The organism is Mesorhizobium sp. M0166 (assembly GCF_040322255.1).
GTDB lineage: Bacteria > Pseudomonadota > Alphaproteobacteria > Rhizobiales > Rhizobiaceae > Mesorhizobium.
In genome coordinates, this window is record NZ_JAMYTD010000042.1 from 22,399 (window position 1) to 49,308 (window position 26,910).

General features: G+C 63.1%; 25 protein-coding genes and 1 pseudogene. 16 read left to right on the plus strand and 10 right to left on the minus strand.

Annotation, left to right across the window (positions count from 1 at the left end; genetic code table 11):
• Window positions 1-111: 111 nt before the first annotated feature.
• Window positions 112-1,029, plus strand: a complete 918-nt coding sequence (gene ypfJ / locus NKJ46_RS28725; RefSeq protein ID WP_352669643.1) for a KPN_02809 family neutral zinc metallopeptidase — start codon at window positions 112-114, stop codon at window positions 1,027-1,029.
• 149 nt (window positions 1,030-1,178) lie between these two features.
• Window positions 1,179-2,447 carry a TCR/Tet family MFS transporter gene (locus NKJ46_RS28730; protein WP_352669646.1) on the plus strand — a complete coding sequence of 423 codons (1,269 nt, stop codon included), beginning with the start codon at window positions 1,179-1,181 and terminating at the stop codon, window positions 2,445-2,447.
• 55 nt (window positions 2,448-2,502) lie between these two features.
• On the opposite strand, the gene carA is transcribed toward NKJ46_RS28730, so the two are convergent.
• The gene (carA, locus tag NKJ46_RS28735) at window positions 2,503-3,720 is read right to left on the minus strand and encodes a glutamine-hydrolyzing carbamoyl-phosphate synthase small subunit (RefSeq protein ID WP_352669649.1); all 1,218 of its coding nucleotides are present in this window, start codon (window positions 3,718-3,720) and stop codon (window positions 2,503-2,505) included.
• Window positions 3,721-4,040: 320 nt separating this feature from the next.
• On the opposite strand from carA, the gene NKJ46_RS28740 reads away from it, so the two are divergent.
• Window positions 4,041-4,490 (plus strand): GatB/YqeY domain-containing protein, encoded by a 450-nt coding sequence (locus tag NKJ46_RS28740; RefSeq protein ID WP_023678304.1) that lies wholly within the window; start codon window positions 4,041-4,043, stop codon window positions 4,488-4,490.
• Window positions 4,491-4,542: 52 nt separating this feature from the next.
• The gene (locus tag NKJ46_RS28745) at window positions 4,543-5,100 is read left to right on the plus strand and encodes a GNAT family N-acetyltransferase (protein WP_352669652.1); all 558 of its coding nucleotides are present in this window, start codon (window positions 4,543-4,545) and stop codon (window positions 5,098-5,100) included.
• Between the two features lie 2 nt (window positions 5,101-5,102).
• Here NKJ46_RS28745 and NKJ46_RS28750 read toward each other — a convergent pair whose 3' ends face one another.
• The 3 genes from NKJ46_RS28750 to NKJ46_RS28760 form a co-directional block, all read right to left on the minus strand.
• Entirely contained in the window at window positions 5,103-6,284 is a 1,182-nt protein-coding gene (locus tag NKJ46_RS28750) for an MFS transporter (RefSeq protein WP_352669654.1), read from the minus strand.
• A 128-nt stretch (window positions 6,285-6,412) separates the two neighbouring features.
• A complete protein-coding gene (locus tag NKJ46_RS28755; RefSeq protein ID WP_292658743.1) occupies window positions 6,413-6,622 on the minus strand; it encodes a DUF2061 domain-containing protein in 210 nt (69 codons plus the stop codon).
• Window positions 6,623-6,757: 135 nt separating this feature from the next.
• Window positions 6,758-8,422, minus strand: coding sequence for a Na/Pi cotransporter family protein (locus NKJ46_RS28760; RefSeq protein WP_352669657.1), 1,665 nt, complete (start codon window positions 8,420-8,422; stop codon window positions 6,758-6,760).
• Window positions 8,423-8,800: 378 nt separating this feature from the next.
• Between NKJ46_RS28760 and NKJ46_RS28765 the strand changes: the two genes are divergently transcribed.
• The 5 genes from NKJ46_RS28765 (at window position 8,801) to NKJ46_RS28785 (ending at window position 14,673) form a co-directional block, all read left to right on the plus strand.
• Window positions 8,801-9,190 (plus strand): RcnB family protein, encoded by a 390-nt coding sequence (locus NKJ46_RS28765; protein ID WP_352669659.1) that lies wholly within the window; start codon window positions 8,801-8,803, stop codon window positions 9,188-9,190.
• Between the two features lie 158 nt (window positions 9,191-9,348).
• Window positions 9,349-11,295, plus strand: a complete 1,947-nt coding sequence (dnaG, locus tag NKJ46_RS28770; RefSeq protein WP_352669661.1) for a DNA primase — start codon at window positions 9,349-9,351, stop codon at window positions 11,293-11,295.
• 374 nt (window positions 11,296-11,669) lie between these two features.
• Complete coding sequence (rpoD, locus tag NKJ46_RS28775; protein WP_352466688.1) at window positions 11,670-13,691, plus strand: RNA polymerase sigma factor RpoD; 2,022 nt, start codon at window positions 11,670-11,672, stop codon at window positions 13,689-13,691.
• 206 nt (window positions 13,692-13,897) lie between these two features.
• Window positions 13,898-14,191, plus strand: coding sequence for a GYD domain-containing protein (locus tag NKJ46_RS28780; RefSeq protein ID WP_352669663.1), 294 nt, complete (start codon window positions 13,898-13,900; stop codon window positions 14,189-14,191).
• A 101-nt stretch (window positions 14,192-14,292) separates the two neighbouring features.
• Window positions 14,293-14,673: a thiol-disulfide oxidoreductase DCC family protein gene (locus NKJ46_RS28785; RefSeq protein WP_352669666.1), complete on the plus strand. Its 381-nt coding sequence runs from the start codon at window positions 14,293-14,295 to the stop codon at window positions 14,671-14,673.
• 58 nt (window positions 14,674-14,731) lie between these two features.
• Here NKJ46_RS28785 and NKJ46_RS28790 read toward each other — a convergent pair whose 3' ends face one another.
• Window positions 14,732-14,962: a DUF2798 domain-containing protein gene (locus tag NKJ46_RS28790; protein ID WP_352669686.1), complete on the minus strand. Its 231-nt coding sequence runs from the start codon at window positions 14,960-14,962 to the stop codon at window positions 14,732-14,734.
• 301 nt (window positions 14,963-15,263) lie between these two features.
• On the opposite strand from NKJ46_RS28790, the gene NKJ46_RS28795 reads away from it, so the two are divergent.
• A complete protein-coding gene (locus NKJ46_RS28795) occupies window positions 15,264-15,944 on the plus strand; it encodes a PadR family transcriptional regulator (protein ID WP_352669669.1) in 681 nt (226 codons plus the stop codon).
• A gap of 113 nt (window positions 15,945-16,057) precedes the next feature.
• Window positions 16,058-16,348 carry an HlyU family transcriptional regulator gene (locus NKJ46_RS28800; RefSeq protein ID WP_023678291.1) on the plus strand — a complete coding sequence of 97 codons (291 nt, stop codon included), beginning with the start codon at window positions 16,058-16,060 and terminating at the stop codon, window positions 16,346-16,348.
• An 8-nt stretch (window positions 16,349-16,356) separates the two neighbouring features.
• Here the strand turns inward: NKJ46_RS28800 and NKJ46_RS28805 are convergent, their stop codons facing one another.
• From NKJ46_RS28805 to NKJ46_RS28815, 3 genes are all read right to left on the minus strand, one after another.
• Complete coding sequence (locus NKJ46_RS28805; protein WP_352669672.1) at window positions 16,357-18,933, minus strand: polynucleotide kinase-phosphatase; 2,577 nt, start codon at window positions 18,931-18,933, stop codon at window positions 16,357-16,359.
• A complete protein-coding gene (locus NKJ46_RS28810; protein WP_352669689.1) occupies window positions 18,930-20,312 on the minus strand; it encodes a 3' terminal RNA ribose 2'-O-methyltransferase Hen1 in 1,383 nt (460 codons plus the stop codon). The genes NKJ46_RS28805 and NKJ46_RS28810 overlap by 4 nt, the downstream gene beginning before the upstream one ends.
• Window positions 20,313-20,442: 130 nt before the next feature.
• Window positions 20,443-21,087, minus strand: coding sequence for an FMN-dependent NADH-azoreductase (locus NKJ46_RS28815; RefSeq protein ID WP_352669673.1), 645 nt, complete (start codon window positions 21,085-21,087; stop codon window positions 20,443-20,445).
• Window positions 21,088-21,197: 110 nt separating this feature from the next.
• Here NKJ46_RS28815 and NKJ46_RS28820 point away from each other — a divergent pair.
• Window positions 21,198-22,153 (plus strand): annotated as a pseudogene (locus NKJ46_RS28820) (LysR family transcriptional regulator).
• On the opposite strand, the gene NKJ46_RS28825 reads toward NKJ46_RS28820, so the two are convergent.
• Window positions 22,086-22,712: a TetR/AcrR family transcriptional regulator gene (locus tag NKJ46_RS28825; protein ID WP_352669674.1), complete on the minus strand. Its 627-nt coding sequence runs from the start codon at window positions 22,710-22,712 to the stop codon at window positions 22,086-22,088. The pseudogene NKJ46_RS28820 and the gene NKJ46_RS28825 sit on opposite strands and share 68 nt — an antisense overlap.
• 66 nt (window positions 22,713-22,778) lie before the next feature.
• On the opposite strand from NKJ46_RS28825, the gene NKJ46_RS28830 reads away from it, so the two are divergent.
• Entirely contained in the window at window positions 22,779-23,204 is a 426-nt protein-coding gene (locus NKJ46_RS28830; RefSeq protein ID WP_352669675.1) for a VOC family protein, read from the plus strand.
• Here NKJ46_RS28830 and NKJ46_RS28835 read toward each other — a convergent pair.
• Window positions 23,201-24,151 (minus strand): S1C family serine protease, encoded by a 951-nt coding sequence (locus tag NKJ46_RS28835; RefSeq protein WP_352669676.1) that lies wholly within the window; start codon window positions 24,149-24,151, stop codon window positions 23,201-23,203. The genes NKJ46_RS28830 and NKJ46_RS28835 overlap by 4 nt on opposite strands.
• A gap of 169 nt (window positions 24,152-24,320) precedes the next feature.
• On the opposite strand from NKJ46_RS28835, the gene NKJ46_RS28840 reads away from it, so the two are divergent.
• The 3 genes from NKJ46_RS28840 to NKJ46_RS28850 all read left to right on the plus strand — a co-directional run bounded on the left by NKJ46_RS28840 (window position 24,321) and on the right by NKJ46_RS28850 (window position 26,816).
• Window positions 24,321-25,190 (plus strand): S1C family serine protease, encoded by an 870-nt coding sequence (locus NKJ46_RS28840; RefSeq protein WP_292658775.1) that lies wholly within the window; start codon window positions 24,321-24,323, stop codon window positions 25,188-25,190.
• 7 nt (window positions 25,191-25,197) lie between these two features.
• The gene (locus NKJ46_RS28845; protein WP_352669677.1) at window positions 25,198-25,833 is read left to right on the plus strand and encodes a helix-turn-helix transcriptional regulator; all 636 of its coding nucleotides are present in this window, start codon (window positions 25,198-25,200) and stop codon (window positions 25,831-25,833) included.
• 116 nt (window positions 25,834-25,949) lie between these two features.
• The gene (locus tag NKJ46_RS28850) at window positions 25,950-26,816 is read left to right on the plus strand and encodes an SDR family oxidoreductase (protein WP_352669678.1); all 867 of its coding nucleotides are present in this window, start codon (window positions 25,950-25,952) and stop codon (window positions 26,814-26,816) included.
• The last annotated feature ends 94 nt before the right edge of the window (window positions 26,817-26,910 follow it).

Below are 26,910 nucleotides of genomic sequence, written 5' to 3' on the forward strand. Positions count from 1 at the left end.
TTCGCACGAAAAATACTGTGACTTGGCGTAACCGTTGAGATAATTGTTGTCGTGTCCGATCGAACCGCGACACGGCCCGATCGGCCGGAAACTTGCATCACGGGTGTTGCCATGCTCTGGAAGGGCCGTCGTCAGAGTGACAATGTCGAGGACGAGCGCGGCCAGAGCGGCGGGCTTGGTGGCGGGCCGGGGCAGTTTCGCATCCCGATCGGCGGTCGCGCCGGCGGCGGCGGCATGTCGGGCATCATCATCGTAGGGTTGATTTTCCTGGCAGGGTGGTATTTCGGCTTCGACCCGAGCCAGATCCTCGATAACAGCGGCTTGCAGCCCGGCGGCGGCGAGATCACCGACAATAGCGGCGAGCAAGGCGGCGGTACCGGTGCGCCGGCATCCGACGAGATGAAGCAGTTCGTGTCGACCGTGCTGGCCGAAACCGAGGATACCTGGACCGGTATTTTCCAGTCCGAGGGCCTGACCTATCAGGATCCAAAACTGGTCCTGTTCAGCGGCCGGATTCGCTCTGCCTGCGGTTCTGCCTCGTCGGCGGCCGGGCCGTTCTACTGTCCCAACGATCGCAAGGTCTATCTCGACACCACCTTCTTCCAGCAGCTCGATCAGCAGTTCGGCGCGTCCGGCGATTTTGCACAGGCCTATGTGATCGCGCATGAGGTCGGCCATCACGTGCAGAACCTCGTCGGCATCCTGCCCAAATTCAACCAGATGCGGCAGAATATGAGCGAAGCCGACGCCAACCACATGTCGGTGCAGGTCGAGCTGCAGGCCGACTGCTTTGCCGGCATCTGGGCACATTTCACCGGTCAGAAGGGCATCTTGGAACAGGGCGACATGGCGGAGGCACTGAACGCCGCCAAGCAGATCGGCGACGACACGTTGCAGAAGAAGATGCAGGGCTACGTCGTGCCGGAAAGCTTCAACCATGGCACGTCGCAGCAGCGGCAGACCTGGCTGGCGCGAGGCTTCCAGAACGGCAAGCTTTCGGACTGCGACACGTTCAACAACCCGATCTGAGCTGACGGTTTCTCGTAATCCGAGAGACTGGATCGCAGTCAGGGGATGTCAGGATGAAAACACTCTGCCCGTTCCCTCATTGTTCCCAGCGATGTGCTCGCCTATAAGGTGTGTTCCCGTTCGCTCGGGCGGCCCGAGGAGATACCATCATGATAGACCCCAAAACCGCCAGGCGGGGCCTTGCGCTTGTTTTCACCACCCTGCTGCTCGACATCATCGGCTTCGGCATCATTATGCCGGTGCTGCCGGCCTATCTCAGGGAATTGACCGGCGTCGGCATCAGTGAGGCGGCCATCGAGGGCGGCTGGCTGTTTTTCGTCTATGCGGCGATGCAGTTCGTTTTCGCACCAGTGATGGGCGGGTTGAGCGACCGGTTCGGACGGCGGCCTATCCTGCTTGCCTCGGTGCTGACGTTCGCTATCGACAATCTGATCTGCGCTATCGCCTGGTCCTATCCGATGCTGTTCATCGGCCGCGTGCTGGCCGGCGTTTCTGGCGCCAGCTATTCCACGACATCGGCGTTTATCGCCGACATCTCGACCGACGAAAACCGTGCGAAGAATTTCGGGCTGCTCGGCATCGCTTTCGGTGTCGGCTTCGTCATCGGGCCGGTTCTGGGCGGGTTGCTCGGCACGTTCGGGCCACGTGTGCCGTTCTATTTCGCTGCCGGGCTTGCTTTCGCAAACTTTCTGATCGCGCTGTTTCTGTTGCCGGAAACGCTTGATAACAAGCACCGTCGCCGCTTCGAGTGGAAACGCGCGAACCCGGTCGGCACGCTCGTCCAGATGCGCAACTACGAAGGTATCGGCTGGATTGGACTTGTCTTCTTTCTGATGACGCTTGGGCACATGATGTATCCCGCCGTCTGGTCGTTCGTCTCCAGTTATCGCTATGGCTGGAGCGAACAACAGATCGGCTTCTCGCTCGGCGCCTTCGGCCTGTGCGGGGCGATCGTCATGGCGACAGTCCTGCCGCGTGTGATCCCTAAACTTGGCGAGTGGAAGACGGCGGTAATCGGTCTGGCATTTACCGCACTCAGCGCCTTCGGCTACGCCTTCGCGTCACAAGGCTGGATGATCTACGCGGTGATCGTCGTCGGATGTCTCGAGGCGTTGGCCGACCCGCCGCTCAGAAGCCTGGCGGCCGCCAAGGTGCCACCTTCCGCCCAGGGCGAACTCCAGGGCGCGATGACCTCGATCTTCTCGATCACCTCGATCATCACACCGCTGCTTTATACGGCGATCTTTTCCTGGTTCACGGGGTCGAGCGCGCCCGTAGTTTTCGGCGGTGCCCCGTATCTGCTCGGCGCGATTTTCCTCACGCTGGCGCTCGTCGTCTTCGTCACCAGGGTGGCCAAGCCGACGCCGAAGGAAGTCAAACGCATGCACGCGCAGGAAGCGGTGACCGACGGGGCTTGATCGGCGCCGGGAGCCCGGCCGGCGCCGTCAGTCAAATCCGTTGGTTACGCATGCGCTAGACACGCTCGGCCAGTGCCGGCTCGCCGCGCTTTTCGCGGATGAGATTGACGAAGCGGCGAAACAGATAGTGCGAATCCTGCGGGCCGGGCGAGGCTTCGGGATGATGCTGGACCGAGAAGACTGGCCTGCCGGTGAGCGCAATGCCGCAATTCGAACCGTCGAACAACGAGACATGCGTTTCCTCGACACCGCTCGGCAACGAGTCGGCGTCGACGGCAAAGCCATGGTTCATCGAGACGATCTCGACCTTGCCGGTGGTGTGGTCCTTGACGGGATGATTGGCGCCGTGGTGGCCCTGATGCATTTTTGCGGTCTTGCCGCCCAGCGCCAGCGCCAGCATCTGGTGGCCGAGGCAGATGCCGAACAGCGGGATTTCGGTCTTCAACAGATCCTGGATGACCGGAACGGCGTAGTCACCGGTGGCTTCCGGATCGCCTGGGCCGTTGGATAGAAAAATGCCGTCGGGCCGCATCGCTAGGATCTCCTCGGCGCCGGTTTTTGCCGGCACCACGGTGACCTTGGCGCCGAGGCCGGCCAGCAGGCGCAATATATTGCGTTTGACGCCGTAGTCGACGGCAACGACGTGCATCGACGGATCGGCCTGTTCGCCAAAGCCCTCGTTCCAGACCCAGGGCGTCTCGCGCCAGACCGAGGACTGGCCGGAGGTGACCTCCTTGGCGAGATCAAGCCCGATGAGCCCCGACCATGCGGCGGCGCGGCGCTTGAGGTCATCGACGTCGAAGATACCGTCGGGCGCGTGCGCGATGACGGCGTTGGGCATACCCTTTTCGCGGATCAGCGCGGTCAGCGCCCGCGTGTCGATGCCTGAAAGTGCGACGATGCCGCGCTTCTTCAGCCACTGGTCGAGACCGGTTCCGGCGCGGTAATTCGACGGGTTGGTGACATCGGCCTTGAACACGGCGCCGACGGCACCGGCGCGGGCCAGCGGATTGAGGTCCTCGATGTCTTCGTCATTGGTGCCGATATTGCCGATATGCGGGAAGGTGAAGGTGACGATCTGGCCGGCATAGGACGGGTCGGTGAGTATCTCCTGATAGCCGGTCAGCGCAGTGTTGAAGCAGACCTCGGCGACGGCGGAGCCGGCGGCGCCCAGACCGCGACCCTCGATGACGGTGCCGTCGGCCAGCACCAGCAGGGCTGTCGGCCTCTCGGTGGCCCAAGGGGGGGTCGATGCGGCGGTCATCGTTGCCATGGCGGCACTCCTAAAGGCTGCGCCCCTCAATCGGCGCAACAAAAGGCGCGAAGCGGCAATCTCACAGCCTCGGCGCGCTAACTTTTCACTTGTGCATGTCGTTGCCCAAAACCGCTACGCACTTTTGGGCGACGTGCACTAGAATTCAATTCATGCAAGGCCCAGTACATAGGGGAAGGCGCCAAGGCGGTCAATGATGCCGCACCGTGCGAGCCTGGATTTATTTCGTCGAATAATATCAGCGGTTTGCCGGACGCTATCGAGTTTGCCTTGAGCTATCGGCATGACTATTGTCCGCCGCATTCGAAGGAGAAAGCACCATGCGAGGAAAAATCGCCGAATCCCTGAAGAGCGCGATGAAGGCGCAGGACAAGCGCCGGCTGCCGACATTGCGGCTGATCCAGGCGGCCATTCATGATCGCGATATCGCCAATCGCGGCGCCGGCAAGGAGCCGGCCAGCGACGACGAAATCCTGCAGATCCTTGCCAAGATGGTGAAGCAACGCGAGGAATCGGCCAAGGCCTTCGATGACGGCAAGCGACCGGAGCTTGCAGCGCAGGAGCGCGACGAGATGGCCATCATTCGCGACTTCCTGCCGACGCAACTGGGCCAGGCCGAGACGGAAAGCGCCGTCCGTTCCGCCATCGCCGAGACCGGCGCCAGCGGTGTCAAGGACATGGGCAAGGTGATGGCGGCGCTCAAGGAGAAATATGCCGGGCAGATGGATTTTTCCAAGGCGAGCGGCATCGTCAAGAGCCTGCTTCAGTAAGCTGCGGAAGGGCCTTGCCGTCGCGCCCGCAATCCGGCAAAAGCTCGCGCCCGTGATCGAACTCGTCAAACCGGCGTTTGAACACCTGCCGTCCTACAAGGCGGCCCTCGAGCGCGGCTGGTCGCCGGACAATGTGCGGCTGCTCGACGCGACGCGCGAGCAGCTTGCGGCTATAGAAAAGGATCCAGCGACTTTCCTTGCCGATCTCGACGATCCTGATGGCAAGGGACCGCCGATCACCTTGCCGGACGGTTCGACGGTGCCGCGGCTGCCCGGATTCCGGCGCTGGATCTGGGACGAGGAAGTCGCAGGCTCGATCGGCTTGCGCTGGCAACCCGGCACCGCGGCGCTGCCGTCGCACGTGCTCGGTCACATCGGCTATGCGGTGGTGCCGTGGAAACGGGGACGCGGCTATGCGACCGAGGCGCTGCGGCTGATGCTGGTGGAGGCGAGGGCGGTTGGCCTGCCCTTCGTCGAAATCACCTGCAAGCCACACAATGTGCCCTCGCAGAAGGTCGTTCTGGCCAATGGCGGCCGGCTCGTCGGGCATTTCTTCGAGGATGCTTCCTACGGCGGTGCGGAAAGCCTGCGCTACCGGATTGATCTATAGCCCTATTCGGCGGCAGCCGGCAGCGGCGGCGCAGCCCGGCTTCGCCATTCCCAGACATGCGAAGCAAGCGCAACCGCGACCGCGACCAGCATGGCGATCGCGCCAACCACCGGCAGGCTACGATAGCCATAGCCGGCATTGAGCATGGCTGCGCCAAGCGATGCGGCGAGTGCGATGCCGACATTGAAGCCCGACGGAATGAGTGACGAGGCGAGGTTGGAGGCGTCCGCGGTCCAGGTCAGGATGCGGGTCTGGATCGGCGTGCCGATGGCAAAGTTGAGGCCGCCCCAGACGAAGATCGCTATCACCATCGGCAGCGGGTAAGGGCTGACAGCGTAGATCAAGGCGAGCATTGCCGCTTGCAGGAAAAGCATGGCGATAAGCGACGGCATCAGCTTCCAGTCGGCGAGCCGCCCGCCGACGAAGACGCCGATCGTTGCGCCGACCCCATTGAGCAGGAGCACCCAAGGTACCCATTTCTCGTCGAGGCCGGTGATCTCGAGCAGCGTCGGCGTGATGTAGGTGAACAGGCCGAACTGGCCGATCATCAGCATCAGCATAATAATGAGCGAGGTCCAGACCTGCTGGCGTGCGAGCACGCGGACCTCGCTGCCAAGGCTCGCTGACGGGCTCGACGATCCCGTCTTGCGCGGCAGCAAGGCGCCGATTGCCGCGAAGGCCACCACGCCGAGAGCGCACATCACCCAGAATGTCGCGCGCCATCCCCAGATGTTGCCGATTGCCGTGCCGGCCGGAACGCCGATGACATTCGATACGGTGAGGCCGGACAGGATCAGCGCCACCGCCATGCCGCGCTGGTCTTCGCGCACGAGGCCGACGGCCACCACCATGGCAACGCCGAAATAGGCGCCATGCGCCACGGCCACGGCTATCCGCAACAGCAGCATCGAGGCGAAGTCGGGCGCCAGCGCGCAGGCGGCCTGGCCGATGGTGAAGGCTGCAGTCAGTCCAAGCAGCAGGGCCTTGCGGGAGAACCTTTTGGTGGCGAGCGCCAGCAGCGGGCCGCCGACTGCAATGCCGCCGGCATAGCCGGAAACGAGATAACCGGCGGTCGGGATCGCGACGCCAAGGCCACCGGCCACCTGCGGCAGCACGCCGGCGATGACGAATTCGGTGGTGCCGAAGGCGAAGGCGGCAATGAACAGGGCAATGAGGGGGAGCATGGCGGAAAGGCGATCCTCGGATAAGGTCGCCTCAAACCACGGATGAGGGCAGCGGGCAATCCAGAAATTGTCGACGCCGCTTTAGCTTTTCTTGATCGCCGGTCAGGCGCCCGCCGCTAAGACAAGAGCTAGGCGGCTGCCTTCCTCCCGTAAGGAATTTTCAGCCACGCCCGTTCGTGAAGATAGTAGAGCAGCGACTTGGTGACGACCTCGGTCAGGCCGATGGCCGCGGCGAGCTTGATGCTTCCGGTCACGACGAGCGAAATGATCATCGTGTCGATGGTACCGGTGATGCGCCAGGAAAGCGCTTTGGCGAAGCTGCGCGAATGGGTGTCCATCGACTTTCCTCCCGGTAGATATTGGACGACCCTTTAGCCGACAGACGGGAAGCGGCGCAAAGATAATTTTTGCGCCTTGGCCCACAGCAATTTTCATAGGCGATGTTCTGAAGCTACCCGGCCTGTGGATGCAATCTATCCAGCCTTCAGCCGCGAACCGGTGAGCAGGCCGCGCTCTTCAAGCACGGGATAGGCCATCGAGGCGAGCAGCGAGTTAATCTGCTTGAGGTCGCGAATGGTGTCGAGATGGATGGAACTGGTCTCGACACTCTTGGCGGTGCCGTCGCGCAGCCGCACGAAATGGCTCTGGCTGGTTTCCTTCTCGCGGTCGCGCAGCCGGTCCTTTTCCAGCACCAACTGGCGAGCGGTCTCCGGATCGCGGGACACCAGCACGTTGAAGGCTAGCCTGGCATTGGCAAGCACCAGGGCATGGAAGGCGCAAAGCTCGCGCCAGCCTTCCGGCGTGAACTCCAGTCCGCGCTCGAATTTCTTCTTCACGTGGACCAGCATGTTGCGCACGATGATGTCGCCGACCTGCTCCAGCTTGACGCAGGCGCCGATCAACTCCTGGCAACGCAGGGCCTCGTCCTCGCTCAGCGGGTTCTTGGTGACCTTGGCGAGATAGAGCTTGATCGCCGCGTGCTTCCTGTCGACACGGTCGTCGAGTGCGGCCAGCGCGCCGATCTTGTCGGCATCGGCGCTCTCATAGAGCTCGATGATCCGTTTCAGCATGATCTCGACCGTCTCGCAGACCCGTACCACCTCGCGGGTGGCGTTGGCCAATGCCTGGCTGGGCACGTCGAGCGCACTTTCGTTGAGCGCCGAAAGCTCGACGACGTCGAGCGCATTGGCGGGCTGCGGCTTGGTGCCCAACGCCACGGTTCTTTCCGAGGCGCGATAGACCAGGCTCGCCAGCGGCAGGCCGGCGATCAGGATCAGGATGTTGAAGACGATGTGGGCATTGACGATCTGCTCCGGCACGGTGCTGCCCAAGAAGGCGACCGGCGGCTTGAACGTCAGGAACAGGATCAGCATGATCAGCGAACCCATGCCGCGCATCAGGAGATTGCCGATCGGAACGATACGAACGCCGGGTTCTGCGTTGCGGGTTAGAAGCGGCGCGATGATCGAAGAGCCGAGATTGACGCCGAGCACCAGCACGATACCGAGTTCGGGCGGGATGAAGCCGCGGCCGGCCAGCGTCACCATCAGCAGCACCGCGGCGATCGAGGAATGGAACAGCCAGGTGACCAACGCCGCCAGAAGATAGGCGGTGACCGGATCGCCGGAGAAGTAGTCGACGATGAGCGGCATCAGCGTGCTCTGGCGCAGCGGCTCCGATGCCTGGCCGATCATCTCCAGCGACAGAAGCAGCAGGCCGATGCCGACCAGGATGCGGCCGAACTGGCGCCAGTCGCGCCGCTCGGTGGCCATGAACATGACGGTGCCGGCGACCAGGCAGACCGGCACCAGCAGCGACAGATCGAAGGTAAGCAGCTTGACCACGAGCGCCGAGCCGATCTCGGCGCCGCGCACCGCAAGCTGGCCCGACATGCCGCTGACAATGCCGGAGCCGGCGAATGAGCCGACCAGCAAGGTGACGGCGGTCGAGCTTTGCAGTGCGACCGCCAGGCCGCAGCCGGCCAGAACCGCCATGAACGGATTGCGCATGGTGGCGCGCAGCTTGTGGCGCAGCACATCGCCATAGGCGCGCTCGACGCCGGTCTTCACCAGACGGGTGGCAAACAGCATTAGTGCCACCGCACCGGCAAGGTGCAGCAAAACGACGGAGCCACTCATGCCAGGCCCCGCAACGCGACAGGTGCCAGCGACGCGGGCGCGGTGAAGTCAAAGGGGCAAAGGTGGGCGCGAATCGTGGACATTGCAGAGGTTGATGTTACTCCGATTTATTTTAGCCGAATAATAAATTTTGCCCGGCTTGGACGAGTGTTGCCACGCGACGGGGCGTGTCGGAAATGGATGGCTGACAAAATGGTTGCATTGCCGGCTGGGCTGCGGAGGGTCACGCAGCCCAGGCGGAGTGATCGCTTTAAAGGTAGTACTCAATTAGGCGGCCTAAATATAAGTAATCATTACGAAAACGTAATCTGTGTGTTCAGTTTCGGTTCATCCTTCCGGCTCTATTCCGTAGGCATCGACAACCAAGGAGTACCCGCCATGAAACGCATCGTTCTTTCCGCCATTGCCTTCTCGATGCTGGCTGCAACCACCTTGCAGGGCCAGGCTGCACCTCTGAACACACCAAACGCGCCGCAGTCGAACTACAGCCAGGTCGACTGGCAAAAGCCCGGCAGGCATGTCGAGGTGAACAAGCATGTCGACGTGAACAAGCGCGTCATAGTGAAGAAGAAGGTCGTGGTGAAGCGCAGCCATTGGCGCAACGGCCAGAGATATTCGAGCTGGAAACGTCACCAGCCGATCCGCGACTATCGCCACTATGGCCTGCGCCGTCCGGGTCCCGGCCAGGAATGGATACGGGTCGGCAACGACTATCTGCTGGTGAGCGTTCTCTCCGGGCTGATCTTCGGCGCCATCGCCGCGCAGTGAGCCCGGAACGGCTGACGGGCGCTGCGCCGGCTTAGATCGAGAAGGCGGCCCGCGGGCCGCCTTCTCTTTTTGGCCTGTGAAAACCGGGTATGGTCGCCATTAGGAGTCGTCGGACTTCGCCCGTGTGATTATATGGAGGCCAAACGAGCTGTCCCCCAATGCGCTTTCCGCCTGCTTTCCTTGACGAGATCCGCGACCGCGTACCGATTTCTTCAGTGATCGGCCAGCGCGTCGCGTGGGACAGGAAGAAGACCAACGCGCCGCGAGGCGATTATTGGGCGTGCTGTCCGTTCCATGGCGAGAAGAGCCCATCCTTCCATTGCGAGGACAAGAAGGGCCGCTATCACTGTTTCGGCTGCTCAGTTTCGGGCGATCATTTCAAGTTCTTGACCGAACTCGATGGGATGAGCTTTCCAGAGGCAGTCGAGAAGATCGCCGACATGGCCGGCGTGCCGATGCCGGTTCGCGATGCCCAGGAGGAGCGGCGCGAAAAGGAACGCGCCAGCCTGACCGATGTCATGGAGATGGCGACGGTGTTCTTCCAGGAGCGGCTGCAGGGACCGGAAGGGGCAAAGGCCCGCGCCTACCTGCGCGACCGGGGGCTGACACCGGCGACGCAGCAGTCCTTCCGCCTCGGCTATGCCGCGGACAGCCGCAACACGCTGAAGGAGCACCTTGCCGCCAAGGGTGTCCCCAAGACCGACATCGAGGCGTGCGGGCTGGTGCGCCATGGCGACGACGTCCCGGTTTCCTACGATTGGTTCCGCGACCGCATCATGTTCCCGATCCCGGATTCCAGGGGCAAGATCATCGCCTTCGGGGGGCGGGCGCTGGCGCCGGATGCGCTGGCCAAATACATGAACTCGCCCGATACGGAGCTCTTCCACAAGGGCAACGTGCTCTACAATTTCGCCCGCGCTCGCAAAGCGCTGGCCAAGGGCGGCACCGTCATTGCCGTCGAAGGCTACATGGATGTGATCGCGCTGGCGCAGGCCGGCTTCGAGAATGTCGTGGCGCCGCTCGGCACTGCGCTGACCGAAAACCAGCTCGAACTTCTATGGCGCATGGCCGGCGAGCCGGTGCTGTGCTTCGACGGCGACCACGCCGGGTTGAAGGCAGCGTGGCGCGCCGCCGACATGGCGCTGCCGACGGTCCAGGCTGGCCGCTCCGTGCGCTTCGCCCTGCTACCGGAGGGCAAGGATCCCGACGATCTGGTCAAGGGTGATGGACCGGATGCGTTCCGGGCCGTGCTTTCCGAGGCACGGCCGCTGGCCGACCTCTTGTGGATGCGCGAGACCGCCGGCGGCATCTTCGACACGCCGGAACGGCGGGCGGAGCTCGAAAAGACACTGCGCGAACTGACCAGCCGCATCCGCGACGAGAGCCTTCGCTATCACTACCAACAGGAAATGCGCGAGCGGGTACAGAGCTTCTTCGGGGCCCAGCGCGGACGCCAGGGACGTCAGGACGGACGGCCAGGTGAGCGCTTCCCGGGCAGGGTCTCCGCACCGGGCGGACAGTTTGCGCGCGGCGGCAATGCCGGTGGGCGCACCGCGATCACCGAAAGCCTCGGCCGCTCGGCGCTGGTCAAACGCGGTAGCGAGGGCATGTCGGTGCGCGAGGCGACGATCATTGCGGCCCTCGTCAACCATCCCGTGCTGATCGACGAGAATTTCGCCCATGTCGAGTTCCTCGATCTCGCCAACTCCGATCTGAAGCGGCTGCATGCGTCCATCCTCGACGCCATGGCGCATGATATGGCAAACGACCGCAACGCAGTGATCGCGACGATCGAGCGGGCTGGCTGCGGTGAGATATGGCAGCGCGCGGTGGCGCTGATCAAACGTGCGCGGCAATGGCCGGCCCTGGAAACGGCAGCACTCGACGATGCTCGCGATGCGTTCAGCCAAGCTCTCCACTTGCAGCGCAGCGCGCGCACCTTACATAAGGAGCTGAAGCAGGCGGAAGCAGCGCTCGCCAGCGATCCCACGGACGAAAATTACCGGCACCTGGTCGAAATCCAGGCGCAATTTCGTGATGTGCAGGCAACGGAAGCGCTGATCGAAGGGTTTGGCGTATCGTCGGGCAGAGCTGGGCGCGTTTAGATCGAAGCCTCCAGAAGACTGAAATGTAAGGACGTGCTTGCGCGTTGAATCAAGCGTGCGGTGCTCTAAGTCGGGTAATTGATTCGCTTTTTTCATGCGAATCATGCGAGAGGCGCTTGACCTTCCGACAGAATGGCGGAATCAGGTCGATTCGAAACGTTAACCCGCCCCGGCATCGACGGGAATGCAGCGATGTAAGGTACTGATCACTGGACAGGCAGTCAGCTTGCCACAGATATCAGGGTTAATCTGGACTTAACGAGAGATGCAGTTACTGGCCCGGTAAAGCGCGTTCTGGAAGGAGCGCATCCAATTTGACCGGACCGGCAGCTTACGCGGCTTTGATACTCAGCCGCTTGGAGAAAATAAAGACTATGGCGACAAAAGAAAAGGAAGAAGTCGAGACCGAACGCGAGGCCGCGACTGATGGCCCTCTGCTCGACCTTTCCGACGATGCTGTCAAGAAGATGATCAAGGCCGCCAAGAAGCGCGGCTATGTCACCATGGACGAGCTGAATTCGGTGCTGCCCTCGGAGGAAGTGACTTCCGAGCAGATCGAGGACACGATGGCCATGCTTTCCGACATGGGCATCAATGTGGTCGAGGACGACGAGCAGGGCGAGGAGCCCGAAGCCGCCGATACCGCCGCTGATGCCGAGGAAGATGCCAACGAGCTGGCCGAGCAGACCGGCACCGCCGTCGCCGCCACCACGACCAAGAAAGAGCCGACCGACCGCACCGACGATCCGGTCCGCATGTATCTGCGCGAGATGGGCTCGGTCGAGCTTCTGTCGCGCGAGGGCGAAATCGCGATCGCCAAGCGCATCGAGGCCGGCCGCGAGACGATGATCGCGGGCCTGTGCGAAAGCCCGCTGACTTTCCAGGCCATCATCATCTGGCGTGACGAGCTCAACGAATCGAAGATCCTGCTGCGCGAGATCATCGACCTCGAGGCGACCTATGCCGGGCCGGAGGCCAAGCAGGCGCCGGTTGTCGAGCGTATCGAGGAAGCCAAGACCGAGGAAAAGTCGCGCCGTTCGCGCGAGGACGAGGACGACATCACCAATGTCGGCGGCGACACCCGTGGCCTGGTGGACGACGACGAAGAAGACGATGACGAGGCGAGCCTGTCGCTGGCGGCGATGGAAGCGGAACTGCGCCCGCAGGTGATGGAGACGCTCGACGTCATTGCCGACACCTACAAGAAACTGCGCAAGCTGCAGGACCAGCAGGTCGAGAACCGGCTGGCCGCCGCCGGCACGCTGTCGCCCAGCCAGGACCGCCGGCTGAAGGAGCTGAAGGACCAGCTGATCAAGGCGGTGAAGTCGCTGTCCTTGAACACGGCGCGCATCGAGGCGCTGGTCGAGCAGCTCTACGACATCAACAAGCGCCTGGTGCAGAACGAAGGCAAGCTGCTCAGGCTGGCCGAAAGCTATGGCGTGCGCCGCGAGGAATTCCTCAGGGAATATCAGGGCTCGGAGCTCGATCCGAACTGGACCCGCTCGATCGGCAATTTGACCTCGCGCGGCTGGAAGGAATTCACCAAGAACGAGAAGGACGCCATCCGCGACCTGCGCGCCGAGATCCAGAACCTCGCCACCGAGACGGCGATTTCGATCCAGGAATTCCGCAAGATCGTCAACCAGGTACAGAAGGGCGAGCGCGAAGCCGCAATCGCCAAGAAGGAAATGGTCGAGGCCAATCTGCGCCTCGTCATCTCCATCGCCAAGAAATACACCAATCGCGGCCTGCAGTTCCTCGACCTGATCCAGGAAGGCAATATCGGCCTGATGAAGGCGGTCGACAAATTCGAATACCGCCGCGGCTACAAGTTCTCGACGTACGCGACATGGTGGATCCGGCAGGCGATCACCCGTTCGATCGCCGACCAGGCGCGCACCATCCGCATTCCGGTGCACATGATCGAAACGATCAACAAGATCGTGCGCACCTCGCGCCAGATGCTGCATGAGATCGGCCGTGAGCCGACGCCGGAAGAACTGGCGGAAAAGCTCGCCATGCCGCTGGAAAAAGTGCGCAAGGTGCTGAAGATCGCCAAGGAGCCGATCTCGCTCGAAACGCCGGTCGGCGACGAGGAGGATTCGCATCTCGGCGATTTCATCGAGGACAAGATGGCGATCCTGCCGATCGACGCAGCGATCCAGGCCAATTTGCGCGAGACGACGACGCGCGTATTGGCCTCGCTGACGCCGCGCGAAGAGCGCGTGCTCAGAATGCGCTTCGGCATCGGCATGAACACCGACCACACGCTTGAAGAGGTCGGCCAGCAGTTCTCGGTCACCCGCGAGCGCATCCGTCAGATCGAAGCCAAGGCGCTGCGCAAGCTCAAGCACCCGAGCCGCTCGCGCAAGCTGCGCAGCTTCCTGGACAGTTGAGGCCGGTGACGGATAAGCAGTTCAAAGGGCGCCGGTGGCGCCCTTTTCCGTTTTGGCATAGGCGATCACGATTGGACGCGCCGCTCTTGCGGGTCGTGCCCTACGAGAGGATAATTCCGCGACGGACGCATTCTCTGGGCGACAAACCCGGATGCCCGCCCCGGCGGTTGGACGCCGTGCTCCGCGGCACCGGAGGGAGGTGTGCCATGACAACTTACATCGTGCTGATCAACTGGACGGACCAAGGCGCCAAAAACGTGCGCGAGTCGCCGAAGCGGCTCGATGCCGCCAAGAAGCTGCTGGGAGACATGGGCGGGTCCTTCAAGGCATTTTATCTCACCATGGGGGATTGCGACATGGTGGCCGTGCTCGAAGCGCCCGACGATGCCGTCCTGGCTCGCTTCTCGCTGATGCTGGCGGCGGGCGGAAACGTCAGGACGCGGACTCTCAAGGCTTTCCCGGAGGATGCCTATCGCGAGATCATCACCTCGCTCGGGTAAGTTGCGCTCCAGGCCTGGCTGGCCATTTCGCGGGTTTCGTGTTGCGTTGCGGCGCAATGGCGTTTGCCGGATAGTCGGTGCGCGTCCCTCTGGTTCGAAACATGAGCAAGCCGCTGCTGACCGTCTGGTATAATACGCGCTGTCCGGTCTGTGATGCCGGTATCAGCCGGCAGAAGCGGCGGCTGATCGAGGCAGTCAAGGCCGGGCGGATCGAATTTCGCGACATCAATGCCGAACCGACGGCGCTGGCCCGCTACGGCATAAGGCTGGAGGATATCCGGCGCCGGCTGCATGCGACCGACGCCGGTGGCAAATTGCTGGTCGGCGCCGATGTTGCCGTTGCGGTGTGGCTGATAACGCCGGGCGAGGGCTGGTTGGCGACGCTGTTCGGCAATCCTGCCGCACTGCCTTTGACGCGCTATGCCTATGATCGTTTCGCCGATCTGCTCTACGCCTGGAATCGGCGTGAAGGCCGCTGGTAACGGTGCACGTTCACTTGGCAAAGGCCCGGAGATTGTTTCCGGGCCTTCGCATGGGCCGCTATTGAGCCGCCGGCTCGCAAAGCCAGCCAACGATGTGGCGCACCGCCGGCAGCACCAGCAGCAGCGTCGGAAATGCCACCAGCCAGGACAGGGCCCAGGCCGTCAGCCATGTGGCCGGCAGATCGGGCTGGAAGCCAAGGCTTTTCAGCGTCGAGATAAACGACACGATGAACGTCATTAGCAACGACAGCACCAGCGGGCTGACGATGGCGGCATAGTGCGCTGGCAGCTTTCTGCGCGAGGTTTTTCACAATCATCTGGGATTTTCCCTGAAGCATCCGGTCCGTCGCCTGGCATCCATTCGCCGGTCTTCGGCGTAACTGCCCGGAACGACCGGGGGTGGATGCGTTGCTTCACGTCAGACGCTTACGGAGTGGTGTTCGGCCCTCACGCGCTTCCTAGCCGCGCTTGCCGGCGAAAATCAATCCTGCCGGGCGCTATTTCCAGATACATCGTAAGATATATCTTGACTGGGTCGCTGTGGATGTCTAATTGAGATATATCTTAAGACATAACTCAAGGAGCAGACGATGCACAAAGGCAATCATTTCGGGCGTCATCGTTTCGGCGAACACGCCGAGCGCGTTTTCATGCATATGGCCGGCAAGTTCGGCGGACGCGGCGGCTTCAGACCGTTCGGGAATGGCATGAGAGGCGGCGGACGCGGCGGGCCGGGCGACATGTTCCGCGCCGGGCGCATGCTGGCCGACGGCGACCTCAAGCTGATCACGCTGTCGCTGCTGGCCGAGGCGCCGCGGCACGGCTACGACATCATCAAGGCGCTGGAGGAGCGCACCAGCGGCTTCTACAGCCCGAGCCCCGGCGTGGTCTACCCGACGCTGACCTTCCTGGAAGAGGCCGGCTATGCCGTTTCTGCGGCGGAAGGCAACAAGAAGGTGTTTTCGATCACCGAGGCAGGGCAGGCGCACCTCAACGAAAATCGCGAGATGATCGACCACGTGCTCGACCATCTCGAGCGCTTCGGCCGCAAGATGGCTAAGGCGCGCGACTGGTTCGGCTGGAACGATGACGGCGACGGTGGCCGGCGCGGCCGCGGCCGCTCGGAAAAGCGCGACGAGTTTCGCGCCGTGCGCCACCGGCTGCGCGCCGCGCTCGGCGAAATCGTCGATGCACCTGAAGCAAAGCAGACCGAGGCAATCAGCATATTGGAAGCTGCCGCAGAGGCCTTGGAAGCGTTGTCGCGCGACTGACCTCTGGCCGCCATGCCAGTTGCGGCCCTTGCCCGCTCGGCCAAGGACCGGTACTGAAAATCATCCTGCACCGCGCTATGTGGTGCAGGATGATTGCCGTTGGAGGATACCCCATGTCTTTTCTGAAGCGTCTTTTTGGCGGAGGCAACGAAGCCGCCGAGCCAAAGACAGCGGCACCGGCAAAGCAGATCGAGCACAAGGGATTTTTGATCAGCGCCACGCCCTACAAGGCGGAGGGCCAGTACCAGACCTGCGGCGTGGTTTCAAAGGAGATCGACGGCGTGATGAAGGAGCACAAATTCATCCGCGCCGACCGCTTCGCCGGGCTTGATGACGCTGTCGACATCTCGATCAAAAAGGGCATCCAGCTGGTCGATGAGCAAGGCGAGAAGATCTTCGGGTAGATCGGCTACTACAGCCTTGGGTCGATTGGCTCGCTTTCCAACGCCAGCACGCCGAAGACACACTCGTGAACCCGGCGAAGCGGCTGCCTGGCGACAAATCGCGTTAGCGCTTCGTGACCAAGCGCGAATTCTCTGAGCGCCAGGCTGCGCTTGCCGGCCAGGCCGCGTTCTCGGAGGCGGACGAGATTGTCGGGCGCATCATATTCGGGACCATAGATGATGCGCAAATATTCCGGGCCGCGGACCTTCAGCGCCGGCTGGATGAGCCCCTTCTTGCCACGGCTGACGAAGTCGCGTGGTTTGACCACCATGCCTTCGCCGCCCGAGCCAGTCAGCGCCTCCCACCAGGCGACGGCCTCGGCACACGCGCTGCCGTTGGCCAGATCAACCATACGCCATCGAGTCGGCGTGACCACGCCGCCACGGGCAGCCAGACGGTCCGCGAGCGACATGTGCCAGACATGGTCCTGGTCGAACCAGACACGGCCCTCGCTGGCCAGCAGGTGGAAAGGCGCGGCCTTAAGGTCCTCGACGCCCGAAACTGGCCATACGTAGGGCGCCCAGGCGGTGGCGTATTTGGCTGCGCGGGCGGCACGGTCTTCAAGGCGTGCGTTCAGGCCGGCTGCATCGACGCCGCGCGCCATCGCACGGGCCAGCGCCTCACGGCTGGCTTTGAATCCGGCGGCAGAAGATATCGCCACCGGCGCATATTGGCTTTCGATCAGACTGCCGGCCTTGGCTGACCAAGGCATTATCTCGGCGTCCAGCAGCAGCCAGTCGCTGTTCAATTGCTTCCACAGGTCCGCCGCGTCGACCTCAGTGCGAAGACGGGCGAGCAGGTCCTCCGTCATGGCACTGTCGTTGAAAAAGGAGCGTCCGGTGCGGGTCCAGATTGCGCCGGTTTCGTCGCCCGGGATTCCGAAGCGGCTGCGTGCCGCCTGCGCGTTCCGGCAGAGCGCGATCAGTGCCCGGGAACCCATGTGCTTCTCCTCGCACACGACCTGGGCAACGCCACGCTCGCGGAAATAAGCGAAGGCATCCTCCGGACGTTCCAGCCAGCCGTCCTGGCTGCTGGTCTCGGACGGCGACATGGTCGGCGGCAGATAGACCAGCCATTGCGGCGAGAGCGCGAAGCGGCTCATCACCTCCAGTGCCGCCGACGCGTTCTCCTCGGCCACGACAATCCGGCCCCTCAGTCCGGTCTCGATCCAACGGCGACCGGAGACGTCCTGATAATCGAGCACGCCGTCGGCGTCGGCCTGCGCCGATTTGTCCTGACCGAGCCCGCCCAGCGGACGTATCGGCTCCGACCAGGTCTGGATTGCCGGCACCTCGACCAGTTCGCGTTCCGGCCAGCGCAAGGCCGTCAGCTTGCCGCCGAATACGCATCCGGTGTCGATGCACAGGGTGTTGTTGACCCATTCAGCCGATAGCGTGGGCGTATGTCCATAGATAATGGCCGTCTTGCCACGATAGGCCGCGGCCCAGTCGGCGCGGACGGGCAGCCCGAACTCGTCGGTCTCGCCTGTGGTCTCGCCATACAGAGCGAACTCGCGCACGGCGCCGGAACCGCGTCCGATCATCTCTTCCTTGAGGCCGGCATGGGCGACAGCGAGGCCTCCGCCATCGAGCCAGACATGGCTGCGCAGGCCGTCCAGAAAGGCGGGCAGCGCCTCGCGCAAGCCTCGGTCCTGTGCACTTAGCTGGTCGATAGTCTGCTGGAGGCCGTGGGCGACCGTGACCTTGCGGCCTTCTAGCCAGCGGCTGAGTTTGCGTTCATGGTTGCCCTGGACACAGTAAGCCGTTCCAGCCGCGACCATGCTCATGGCGATGCGCAGTACGTCGGGCGAGTTGGGGCCGCGATCGACGAGGTCGCCGACAAAGACGATCTTGCGGCCCTCTGGTGGAACCACGGTGACCGTTCGGTCGCCCTGATGCTCGGACCAGGCGATGCTGTAGCCCAATCGAGCGAGCAGGATATGAAGCTCATCTGAACAGCCGTGGATGTCGCCAATGATGTCGAACGGGCCATGGTCGTCGCGCTTGTCGGTCCACAGCGGCTGTCGCGACACCTCGGCAGCGTCGATGCCGGCCTCGCTGGTAAGCTTCCAGACCTGGCGGAAGCCCTCGCGTTGCAGGCCGCCAAGACCCTTGCGGATCTCGGTTGTCATGCGCTGGACGACCCCGGCGCCAAACGGCCGGTCGGCTCGCACCGCATTGCGGGCGACGCACACCTCGACGCCTGGATCGAGGACCACGGCGACGGGCAAAGCGTGCCACTTGCGCGCCAGCTCAATCCAGGCCTTGCGGTCGGCGGCTCGCACATTGGTGGCGTCGATGACGGCTAGTCTGCGGTGTTTAAGCCGTTTGTCGGCTATTTCGCGAACCAGATCGAAGGCATCCGCAGAGACGTCCTGGTCGGTTTCGTCGTCGGAGATCAGCGCCCGGCACTGGTCTGAGGAAATAATCTCGGTCGTCAGGAAATGCTTGGCGGCGAAAGTCGACTTGCCCGATCCGGTCGAGCCGATCAGCACGACGAGGGCGAAGTCAGGAATGGTGAGGTTGGTCTTGTCGGGTTCTCTCATCGAGTGAACACCGCCATCTGTGTGGGGGCGCCGAGGGTCGGGTCCTCGGCTCCGATACCGCTGAAGGTGGCCGAATAGCCATAGATCTCGCCGATTTTGGCCGCCCAGGCTTGGAACTGAGCCCGGCTCCATTCGAAACGGTGATCGGGATGGCGAAATGCGCCAGGGACCAGTCTTGGAAACAGAGCGTTGTAGTCCGCATTCGGAGTGGTCACGATGACGGATTTGGGCGCCGTCTCACCGAAAACGATGCGTTCGACCAGGGGCAGCCTGTCCTCGTCGAGATGCTCGATGACCTCGACCAGAACGGCGACATCGGCTGCGGCCCAGCGGCTGTCCCGGTAGGTCAGCGATCCATGCAGCAGCGTGACCCGGCCCTCGGGCGGCCCGCCGAATTCGTTCAGCTTGAGACGCTTTGCAGCCCATTCCAGTTCGCGTACCGCCGGATCCAGCCCGAACAGCTTATGAACCCATCGCTCGCGCACAAGCCGATCGAGCAGCTTGCCTTCGCCGCATCCCAAGTCCGCAACCGAGGCTGCTCCCGTCGTCCGGATGGCCTGGACCACAGCTTCCATGCGCAGATCGTTGAGCCGGATCGGCGTCTCCAGCGCTTCCTCGGGCGTAACGCGCCGCTCGGCAGGTTCTGCCTCGCCGGCCGTCTCGGGAGCCAGCCGCTCCAGGGCGATGCGGGCCAAAGCCCTGCGATTGCCAAGATAGCGCCGCACGATCAGGTCTTTGGCCGGATGGTTTTCCAGCCAGCCCTCTCCCTTGGACAGCAGCTTGTCGATCTCTGCTTCGCCGACCCAGTAATGCTTGGCATCGTCCATCACCGGGATCAGCACATAGAGGTGATTCAACAAGGCGCTGAGCCGGCCCGTGCCGGTCAGCTTCAGATGGCCATATCGGGGCTCGCCTGCAGCACCCCCGATTCCTTCGATTGGCGTCAGATCGACTGTCCAGCCCAAGGATTCGAACAAACTTCGAACCAGAACCTCACCGCCGCGCATTGGCAGTGGCGTAACCACGGCTTCCAGCGGCAGTTCGCTGTCGGCTAGTTCCTGGCGCTCCTTCGATATACCGGTCGTCGCCGTCCGCAGCATTTTGTTCAGCGCCACCGACAGGAAGGATGATGCAGCGTAAGGCCGGTCGTTCACATATTGGTCGAGCAAGCCTTCCGCCAGGCCCTTCCCCCGCACCAGCCCCACCGGGTCGACGTCGAGCAGGAGTGCAGCCTCGCAACGGTCTTCGTTTGCCTCGGGATAGAACAGCCAAGCCTTGCCGAAAGACAGGTCGGTCTCGTGCAGACGATCCGGATGCTTGTGCAGCAAGAAACCGAGATCGGTGGCCGGACGGTGCGTTGTGGCAACAGACAGGAACATCCGCGACCGATAGCGCAGACAAGCGGAATAACCAATGGCGGTTGTGTGGCCCACCACAGGCTGTCGCTAACGAGAAACAAGGACAGGCGCCGGGCGCCTGCCCTTGTACAATTCAGACGCTGCTGACGCTTTACGCCGCGATGGCGACACGCTCGGCATTACCGGTCGCGGCCACAATGGCGTCGACCTTGGCCGAGGCCTTGGCCAGCGCTGCTCCCACCGCATCGGCGCCCATCCCGACTCCTTCAATGCGGATGACCTCGACATCGGTCATGCCGAGGAAGCCGAGCACGCTGCGCAGGTAGGGAATGGCGTGATCGAACTGCACGGCCGCACCTTCGGAATAGATGCCGCCCGAAGCCAGCACGACATAGACCTTTTTGCCGGTGACGAGGCCCTTAGGGCCGTTCTCGCCATAGGCAAAGCTCCTGCCGGAACGGGCAATGTGATCGACCCAGGACTTCAGCGTCGAGGAGATGTTGAAGTTGATGAAGCCGGTGGCGAGAATCACCGTATCGGCGGCGAACAGTTCATCCAGCACGACATCGGAAACGCCAACGACTTCAGCCTGGCGCGAGGTGCGCGCTTCGGCCGGCGTGTAGATGCCGGTCGCATAATCGGCATCGATGTGCGGCAACGGATTGGCGACGAGGTCGCGCACGACAAGCGTGTTCGACGGATCGGCGGCAACAAGCTTTTCAGCGAATTCAGTAGCAATACGGGTCGAGTGTGAGGCAGCGCCGCGCGGGCTCGATGTGACAAGAAGGATAGACATAATGGGGTCTCCAGGGTTGGATCAAAATCTCCCGGCAAATATGTGTGCGCAGACCCATTTGAAAAACTGGTATATTTTGTATATTATCCATCTAAATTGTGGATTGAACGATGCAACCGAACCCGACGCTTGACCAACTGCAGATCCTGGTTGCGGTGGCCGAGACCGGCAGCTTCTCGGCCGCCGGGCGCAAATTGAACCGCGCGCAATCGGTGATCAGCTACGCCATCGCCAACCTCGAAGCGCAGCTCGGGCTGAAGCTGTTCGAGCGCGAGGGCACGCGTGAACCGCAACTGACCGATGTCGGCAAGGCGACGTTGGAAGATGCGCGACGCATGGTCGGCGTGCTGCAACGCATCCGCTCGCGTGTCGACGGATACCGGCAGGGATTGGAGGCGGAAGTTACGCTGTCGGTCGATGTGACGCTACCGTCGCCGGTGCTGGTTCGGGTGCTAAAGGCATTCGAGGCGCAGTTCCCGGCAGTGGCGCTGCGTCTGCATATCGGCTCGCTTGGCCTGATCCTCGATCATGTTGTCGGCGGACAGGCCGATCTCGGCATCGGGGGCTTCTGGGTGAGACGGACGTGAATCTGCTTCGCATCGGCTTCATCTCCCTGGTGCCAGCCGCAGCGCCTGATCACCCGCTCGCGCTGCTGCCGGGACCAGTGGCACTAGAGGATGTCCGCGAACATATCCAACTGGTCGTCTCGGATCAGTCCGAGCGTACGCGCGGGCGTGACTATGGCGTCTTCGCCTACCGCACCTGGCGGCTGACGGATGTGCGCACCAAGCACGTGCTGATGCGCGAGGGGCTGGGCTGGGGCGGGCTGCCGCGATGGCTGATTGCCGATGATCTGGCGAACGGCCGGCTTGTCGAACTCGATCTCGAGCCTTACAGCGAAGTCCGCTCGCCGCTCTATGCCATGCACCGCGCCGATCGTAGCCCGAAACCGGCGGCCGCCTGGCTGATCGACCAGTTCAAGCGCCAGCTCGGCTGCTTCAACGAGTTCGAGCCGGGTGAGATGCCTGCGGAGGAGCCGGAGACAGGCCGTCGATCAGCGCCATGAGAACGGCGCGATAGTCCTCGATCGATGCTCCAGCTTCAATGGCGAGTGCTGCGCGGTCGAAGGCGGCGGCGAGCAAAGCGGTCAGTGCTTCTACAGGCAGTCTCGTCATGGAATGCGAGCGCATCGCGGCAACAAGGCCCTCGCGCAGCGAACGATTGCCATGGCGGTTGTCAATCGCATCCATGGCGGCGCGGCCGAGCACGGCCGGGCCATCAAGCAGCAAGAGCCGCGTGCGGCCAGGGGCACGCATGGCGGCAAGATAGGCATCCGAGCCGGCAATCAGCGCATCGCGGGCAAATAGCGAAGGCGGCGACGCGCGTTCGATCTCTTCCGAGACGGCTTGCGCCTCCTGTTCGACCACAGCGGCAAACAATGCCTGCTTGTCGGCAAAGTGATGATAGAGCGCGCCGCGCGTGACGCCGGCAGCGGCGACGATCTCTGGTGTGCCGGTCTCGGCATAGGATTTGTCGGTGAACAGTTTGCGAGCCGCGGCGATGAGCTCGGCGCGCGTCGCCGCGGTGCGATCACGGTTGGAGCGACGAGCAGATCCCTGTTGCATACATTCAGCCTGTATGTTAATGCCATTTACATGCAGACTGTATGTTATTCGCCGGGAGAAGGAAAGATGAGGACGACGAGCTATTATCCGGTGCTGATGACGAGCGACGTTGCCGGCACGGCAGCCTTTTATGTTGCGCATTTCGGCTTCAAGCCGCTGTTTGAGGCCGACTGGTACGTACATCTGCGCTCAGCCGAAGACCGCCGCGTCAACCTCGGCATCGTCCGGGGCGATCATGAGACGATCCCGGAGGAAGGGCGGGGCCGCACATCTGGCCTGCTGATCAACTTCGAGGTCAGGGATCCGGATGCCGTCTATGAGCGGATCATCGCCGCCGGCCTGCCGATCCTGCGAACGCTGCGCGACGAACCCTTCGGCCAGCGTCATTTCATCACCAGGGATCCCAACGGCGTGCTGATCGACGTGATCAGGCCGATCCCGCCTAGCCCAGAATTCCTGGCGCAATATGCGCAGGGTGCTGCGGCGGGCTAACTTGCCCGCGCCAACGGCATTACCGTGACCTGAGTAATGCCGGAGCGGCGCACCACCGTGCATAGTGTCTCGCGGCCGATGCGCTCGGCGTCGAGCATGCGCACCAGATCGTCGACGCCGGTGACCGGGCGGCCGTCGATGGCGGCAATAATATCGCCTTCCCTGAGGCCGGCTTTGTCCGCCGGGCTGTTCTTCTCGACACTGCGCAGGCGCACCGCCGTGCTGCTCGATACTTGCGACAAAAGGGCTGCGCGGCGCGGCAGGTTGGTGGTATCGGCGGAAACGCCGATGAAGGCACGGCGCACGCGGCCGAAGCGGATGATTTCCGAGATGACGAAATTGGCCGTGTTGGAGGCAACCGCGAAGGCGATGCCTTGCGCACCGTGGATCATCGCGGTGTTAACGCCGATCACCTCGCCGGCCGAAGACACCAGCGGTCCGCCGGAATTGCCGGGGTTGAGCGCGGCGTCGGTCTGAATGACGTCGTCGATCAGCCGGCCGGTGGCGGCACGCATCGAGCGGCCGAGCGCTGAGACAACGCCGGTGGTGACGGTCCATTCGAAGCCGAGCGGGTTGCCGATGGCAATTGCAATCTGGCCGCGCCTCAACCGCTTGGAATCGCCAAGCGGCGCAACGTCGGCAAAGTTGCCGTCGGCGCGCACCAGCGCAATGTCGGTGTCGGGATCGCGGCCGAGCACGCGGCCTTCCCTGGAGGCGCCGTCCGGCATTGATACGCGCACGCTGCGCGCATCGCCGACGACGTGGAAGTTGGTGACGACCAGCCCGTCCGGCGCGATGACGAAGCCTGAGCCATGGCCGCCCGGGCCACCGACGCGCTCGATGCGGCAGACGGCGGGCCCGATACGGTCGACGGCGTCGGCGACCGTCGCCGAATAGGCGTCGAGAAGGCCATCGTCATATTGCAATTGCTGGGCGGGCAGGGCCATCTGAGGGCTCCGTTTTGAACAAGATGAACAATGCCTATATGTGCGGAGCGGCCAGACCGGCCGCGACCTGACCAGATGGCCAGTCAAACGCCCAACTAGCCGTCAGGCGAGTATCCGCCAACGCCCTGCCGGGCGATATCTGGGTCACGAAGAACCCAGGAGATAAATCATGAGCGATTTCAATCTGAGCACGTTTTCCGACGCCATTGCCGACATCGCGGCAGCCGCGGCCCCAGCGACGGCCAGCTTCGCGACGCATCACCGGACGTCAACTGCTTTCCACTGGCGGGACGGCTATTTCGTCACTGCCGAGGAGGCGGTCGAGGCCGGCGAGGAGATCGAGCTGACGTTTTCTTCGGGCGAAGCCGTCAAGTCCGAACTGGTCGGCCGCGACCCGTCCACCGGAACGGCCGTTTTGAAGCCGGCCGGCGCGCCGAGCGTGCCGTCGCTGGTAAAGGCGGATGCGGTGCGGCCGGGCAACCTGGCGGTCGTGGCGGGCAATAGCGACGGCACCTCGCTCGCTACCTTCGGCACGGTCGGCGAGGTCGGCCCGGCCTGGCGTTCAATGCGCGGCGGCACGATCGACCGGCGCATCAACCTTGCCGTCAATGCCGGCGGCCGTTTCGAGGGCGGCCCTGTGCTCGACGCCAAGGGCGGACTGATCGGCATGCTGCTGTTCGGGCCGCGCCGGCGGGCGCTGGTCATGCCTTACGAAACGATCGAACGGGCAGTCACGACGCTGCGCGAGAAGGGTCATGTGGCGCGCGGCTATCTTGGCGCCGGCCTGCATCCGGTCCGCAATGGTGATACACAGGGCGCCATGGTGATGAGCCTGGACGATAACGGGCCGGCGAAAGCAGCCGGTCTCAGCCTCGGCGACATCATCGTATCGTGGAACGCAGAGACGGTGCATGGCCCGCGCGAGCTGATCCGCAAGCTCGGGCCGGACAGCGCCGGTGCCTTGGTGACACTCGGCGTGGTGCGCGGCGGCGAGAACCGTGAGGTTTCCCTGACCATCGGTGAAAAGCCACTGAGCTGAGGGATAGATGGTAAGCGGTGAGGTCGCTGGCAGACGGCTGACGGTGCTGATCGCGCTCGGTGACGCCGAGCGCGCGCGAAGTCTGTCCGCCGTTCTCGCCGCGACCGATGATCTGCGGCCGGTTCTGGCGGGCGAAGCCGACGGGCGTGACGCGGCGGATGTCGCCATCGTCGATGATCATGGGGCGCAAGGCGGGCTCGTCGACGCGGCGATGCCTCGCGTGTTGCTATCGTCGCGAGCGGCCCGCGAACGGCCGGCCGATACAGTGTTTGCCGTGCTGCCCGTGCAAGCGGACGAATTGCTGATCGCCGCCGCCGCGCGGCTGGCGGCTGCGGGCTACCGGATTTCGCGTGACAGCCATGCTCTATCCGATCGGCATCACGATTTGACCTTCCACGACAGCGGCCGGTTCGAGGAGGAACCGGCCGACGAGCAGATCGTCCGGCCGATGCTTTCGCCGCGCGAAGGCGAGGTGCTGGCGCTGCTGGCCGAAGGCGCGCCCAACAAGGTCATCGCGCGGCGGCTGAACATCTCCGTGCACACGGCGAAGTTCCACGTCGCGGCGATCCTGACGAAGCTCGGTGCCGCCAACCGCACCGATGCGATTGCCATCGCCATGCGGCAGGGTCTGGTGCTGGTCTAGCTCTGATTGCCTCAAGGCCGACGCAGCGTAACCCGCATCCGGTGGGTTTGGCCTTGCGCGGCGCTTCTCGGCCGCGCAAGGATCGTCTCTTTTTGATGTTGCAGGGAGGCGCAAGGATGTCGCTCAAGGGAAAGACGCTTTTCATCTCCGGCGGGTCGCGCGGCATCGGCCTGGCGATTGCGTTGCGCGCCGCGCGCGACGGCGCCAATGTGACGATCGCGGCCAAGACCGCCGAGCCACATCCGAAGCTGCCCGGGACGATCTACACGGCGGCGCAGGAGATCGAGCAGGCCGGCGGCAAGGCGCTGCCGGTGCTGTGCGACATTCGGGATGAAGCACAGGTCGCCGAAGCCGTCGCCAAGACCGTGGAGAGGTTCGGCGGCATCGACATCTGCATCAACAACGCCAGTGCCATCCAACTCGCCGGCACGCTGGAGACTGATATGAAGCGCTACGATCTGATGCACCAGATCAATACGCGCGGCACTTTTCTCGTCTCCAAAATGTGCATTCCGCACTTGAGGTTGGCGGAAAATCCTCACATCCTGAATCTGGCGCCGCCGCTCGACATGAAGGCCAAGTGGTTCAAGAACCATGTCGCCTACACGATGGCGAAGTTCGGCATGTCGATGTGCACGCTGGGCATGAGCGCCGAGTTCGCCAGGGAAGGCATCGCGGTCAATTCGCTATGGCCGATCTCAACCATCGACACGGCGGCGGTGCGCAACCTCCTGGGCGGAGCGACGGTGGCGGCGATGAGCCGTTCGCCCGACATCATGGCCGATGCCGCACACGCTATCCTGGTCAGGCCCTCGCGCGAGGCAACCGGCAATTTCTACATCGACGAAGAAGTGCTGCGTGCGGAGGGCGTCAGCGATTTCTCGGCCTATGCGCCGGGCGCGACTGGCCCGCTCGCCGGCGACTTTTTTGTGCCGGACGAGGTGTTCGGCCGGACAGATACCAAAATCAAAGGTATCTACTGACCGAAAGTATCTAGCTAGTTTCCGTCCACAAACGTCAAACTGTTGATTTTATTGCCTAAATCGTGACTTTGCGCGGGCAAGGCCCGGCGGTTTC

Bases quoted from the DNA above. Each gene is read 5' to 3' on its own strand.
- rpoD (WP_352466688.1), top strand. From the start codon at position 11,670: ATGGCGACAAAAGAAAAGGAAGAAGTCGAGACCGAACGCGAGGCCGCG.
- NKJ46_RS28765 (WP_352669659.1), top strand. From the start codon at position 8,801: ATGAAACGCATCGTTCTTTCCGCCATTGCCTTCTCGATGCTGGCTGCA.
- NKJ46_RS28750 (WP_352669654.1), bottom strand. From the start codon at position 6,284: ATGCTCCCCCTCATTGCCCTGTTCATTGCCGCCTTCGCCTTCGGCACC.
- NKJ46_RS28835 (WP_352669676.1), bottom strand. From the start codon at position 24,151: ATGGCCCTGCCCGCCCAGCAATTGCAATATGACGATGGCCTTCTCGAC.
- carA (WP_352669649.1), bottom strand. From the start codon at position 3,720: ATGGCAACGATGACCGCCGCATCGACCCCCCCTTGGGCCACCGAGAGG.
- NKJ46_RS28755 (WP_292658743.1), bottom strand. From the start codon at position 6,622: ATGGACACCCATTCGCGCAGCTTCGCCAAAGCGCTTTCCTGGCGCATC.
- NKJ46_RS28845 (WP_352669677.1), top strand. From the start codon at position 25,198: ATGGTAAGCGGTGAGGTCGCTGGCAGACGGCTGACGGTGCTGATCGCG.
- NKJ46_RS28850 (WP_352669678.1), top strand. From the start codon at position 25,950: ATGTCGCTCAAGGGAAAGACGCTTTTCATCTCCGGCGGGTCGCGCGGC.
- NKJ46_RS28825 (WP_352669674.1), bottom strand. From the start codon at position 22,712: ATGCAACAGGGATCTGCTCGTCGCTCCAACCGTGATCGCACCGCGGCG.
- NKJ46_RS28800 (WP_023678291.1), top strand. From the start codon at position 16,058: ATGTCTTTTCTGAAGCGTCTTTTTGGCGGAGGCAACGAAGCCGCCGAG.
- ypfJ (WP_352669643.1), top strand. From the start codon at position 112: ATGCTCTGGAAGGGCCGTCGTCAGAGTGACAATGTCGAGGACGAGCGC.
- NKJ46_RS28780 (WP_352669663.1), top strand. From the start codon at position 13,898: ATGACAACTTACATCGTGCTGATCAACTGGACGGACCAAGGCGCCAAA.
- NKJ46_RS28815 (WP_352669673.1), bottom strand. From the start codon at position 21,087: ATGTCTATCCTTCTTGTCACATCGAGCCCGCGCGGCGCTGCCTCACAC.
- NKJ46_RS28795 (WP_352669669.1), top strand. From the start codon at position 15,264: ATGCACAAAGGCAATCATTTCGGGCGTCATCGTTTCGGCGAACACGCC.
- NKJ46_RS28830 (WP_352669675.1), top strand. From the start codon at position 22,779: ATGAGGACGACGAGCTATTATCCGGTGCTGATGACGAGCGACGTTGCC.
- NKJ46_RS28785 (WP_352669666.1), top strand. From the start codon at position 14,293: ATGAGCAAGCCGCTGCTGACCGTCTGGTATAATACGCGCTGTCCGGTC.
- NKJ46_RS28840 (WP_292658775.1), top strand. From the start codon at position 24,321: ATGAGCGATTTCAATCTGAGCACGTTTTCCGACGCCATTGCCGACATC.
- NKJ46_RS28740 (WP_023678304.1), top strand. From the start codon at position 4,041: ATGCGAGGAAAAATCGCCGAATCCCTGAAGAGCGCGATGAAGGCGCAG.
- dnaG (WP_352669661.1), top strand. From the start codon at position 9,349: ATGCGCTTTCCGCCTGCTTTCCTTGACGAGATCCGCGACCGCGTACCG.
- NKJ46_RS28730 (WP_352669646.1), top strand. From the start codon at position 1,179: ATGATAGACCCCAAAACCGCCAGGCGGGGCCTTGCGCTTGTTTTCACC.
- NKJ46_RS28810 (WP_352669689.1), bottom strand. From the start codon at position 20,312: ATGTTCCTGTCTGTTGCCACAACGCACCGTCCGGCCACCGATCTCGGT.
- NKJ46_RS28760 (WP_352669657.1), bottom strand. From the start codon at position 8,422: ATGAGTGGCTCCGTCGTTTTGCTGCACCTTGCCGGTGCGGTGGCACTA.
- NKJ46_RS28805 (WP_352669672.1), bottom strand. From the start codon at position 18,933: ATGAGAGAACCCGACAAGACCAACCTCACCATTCCTGACTTCGCCCTC.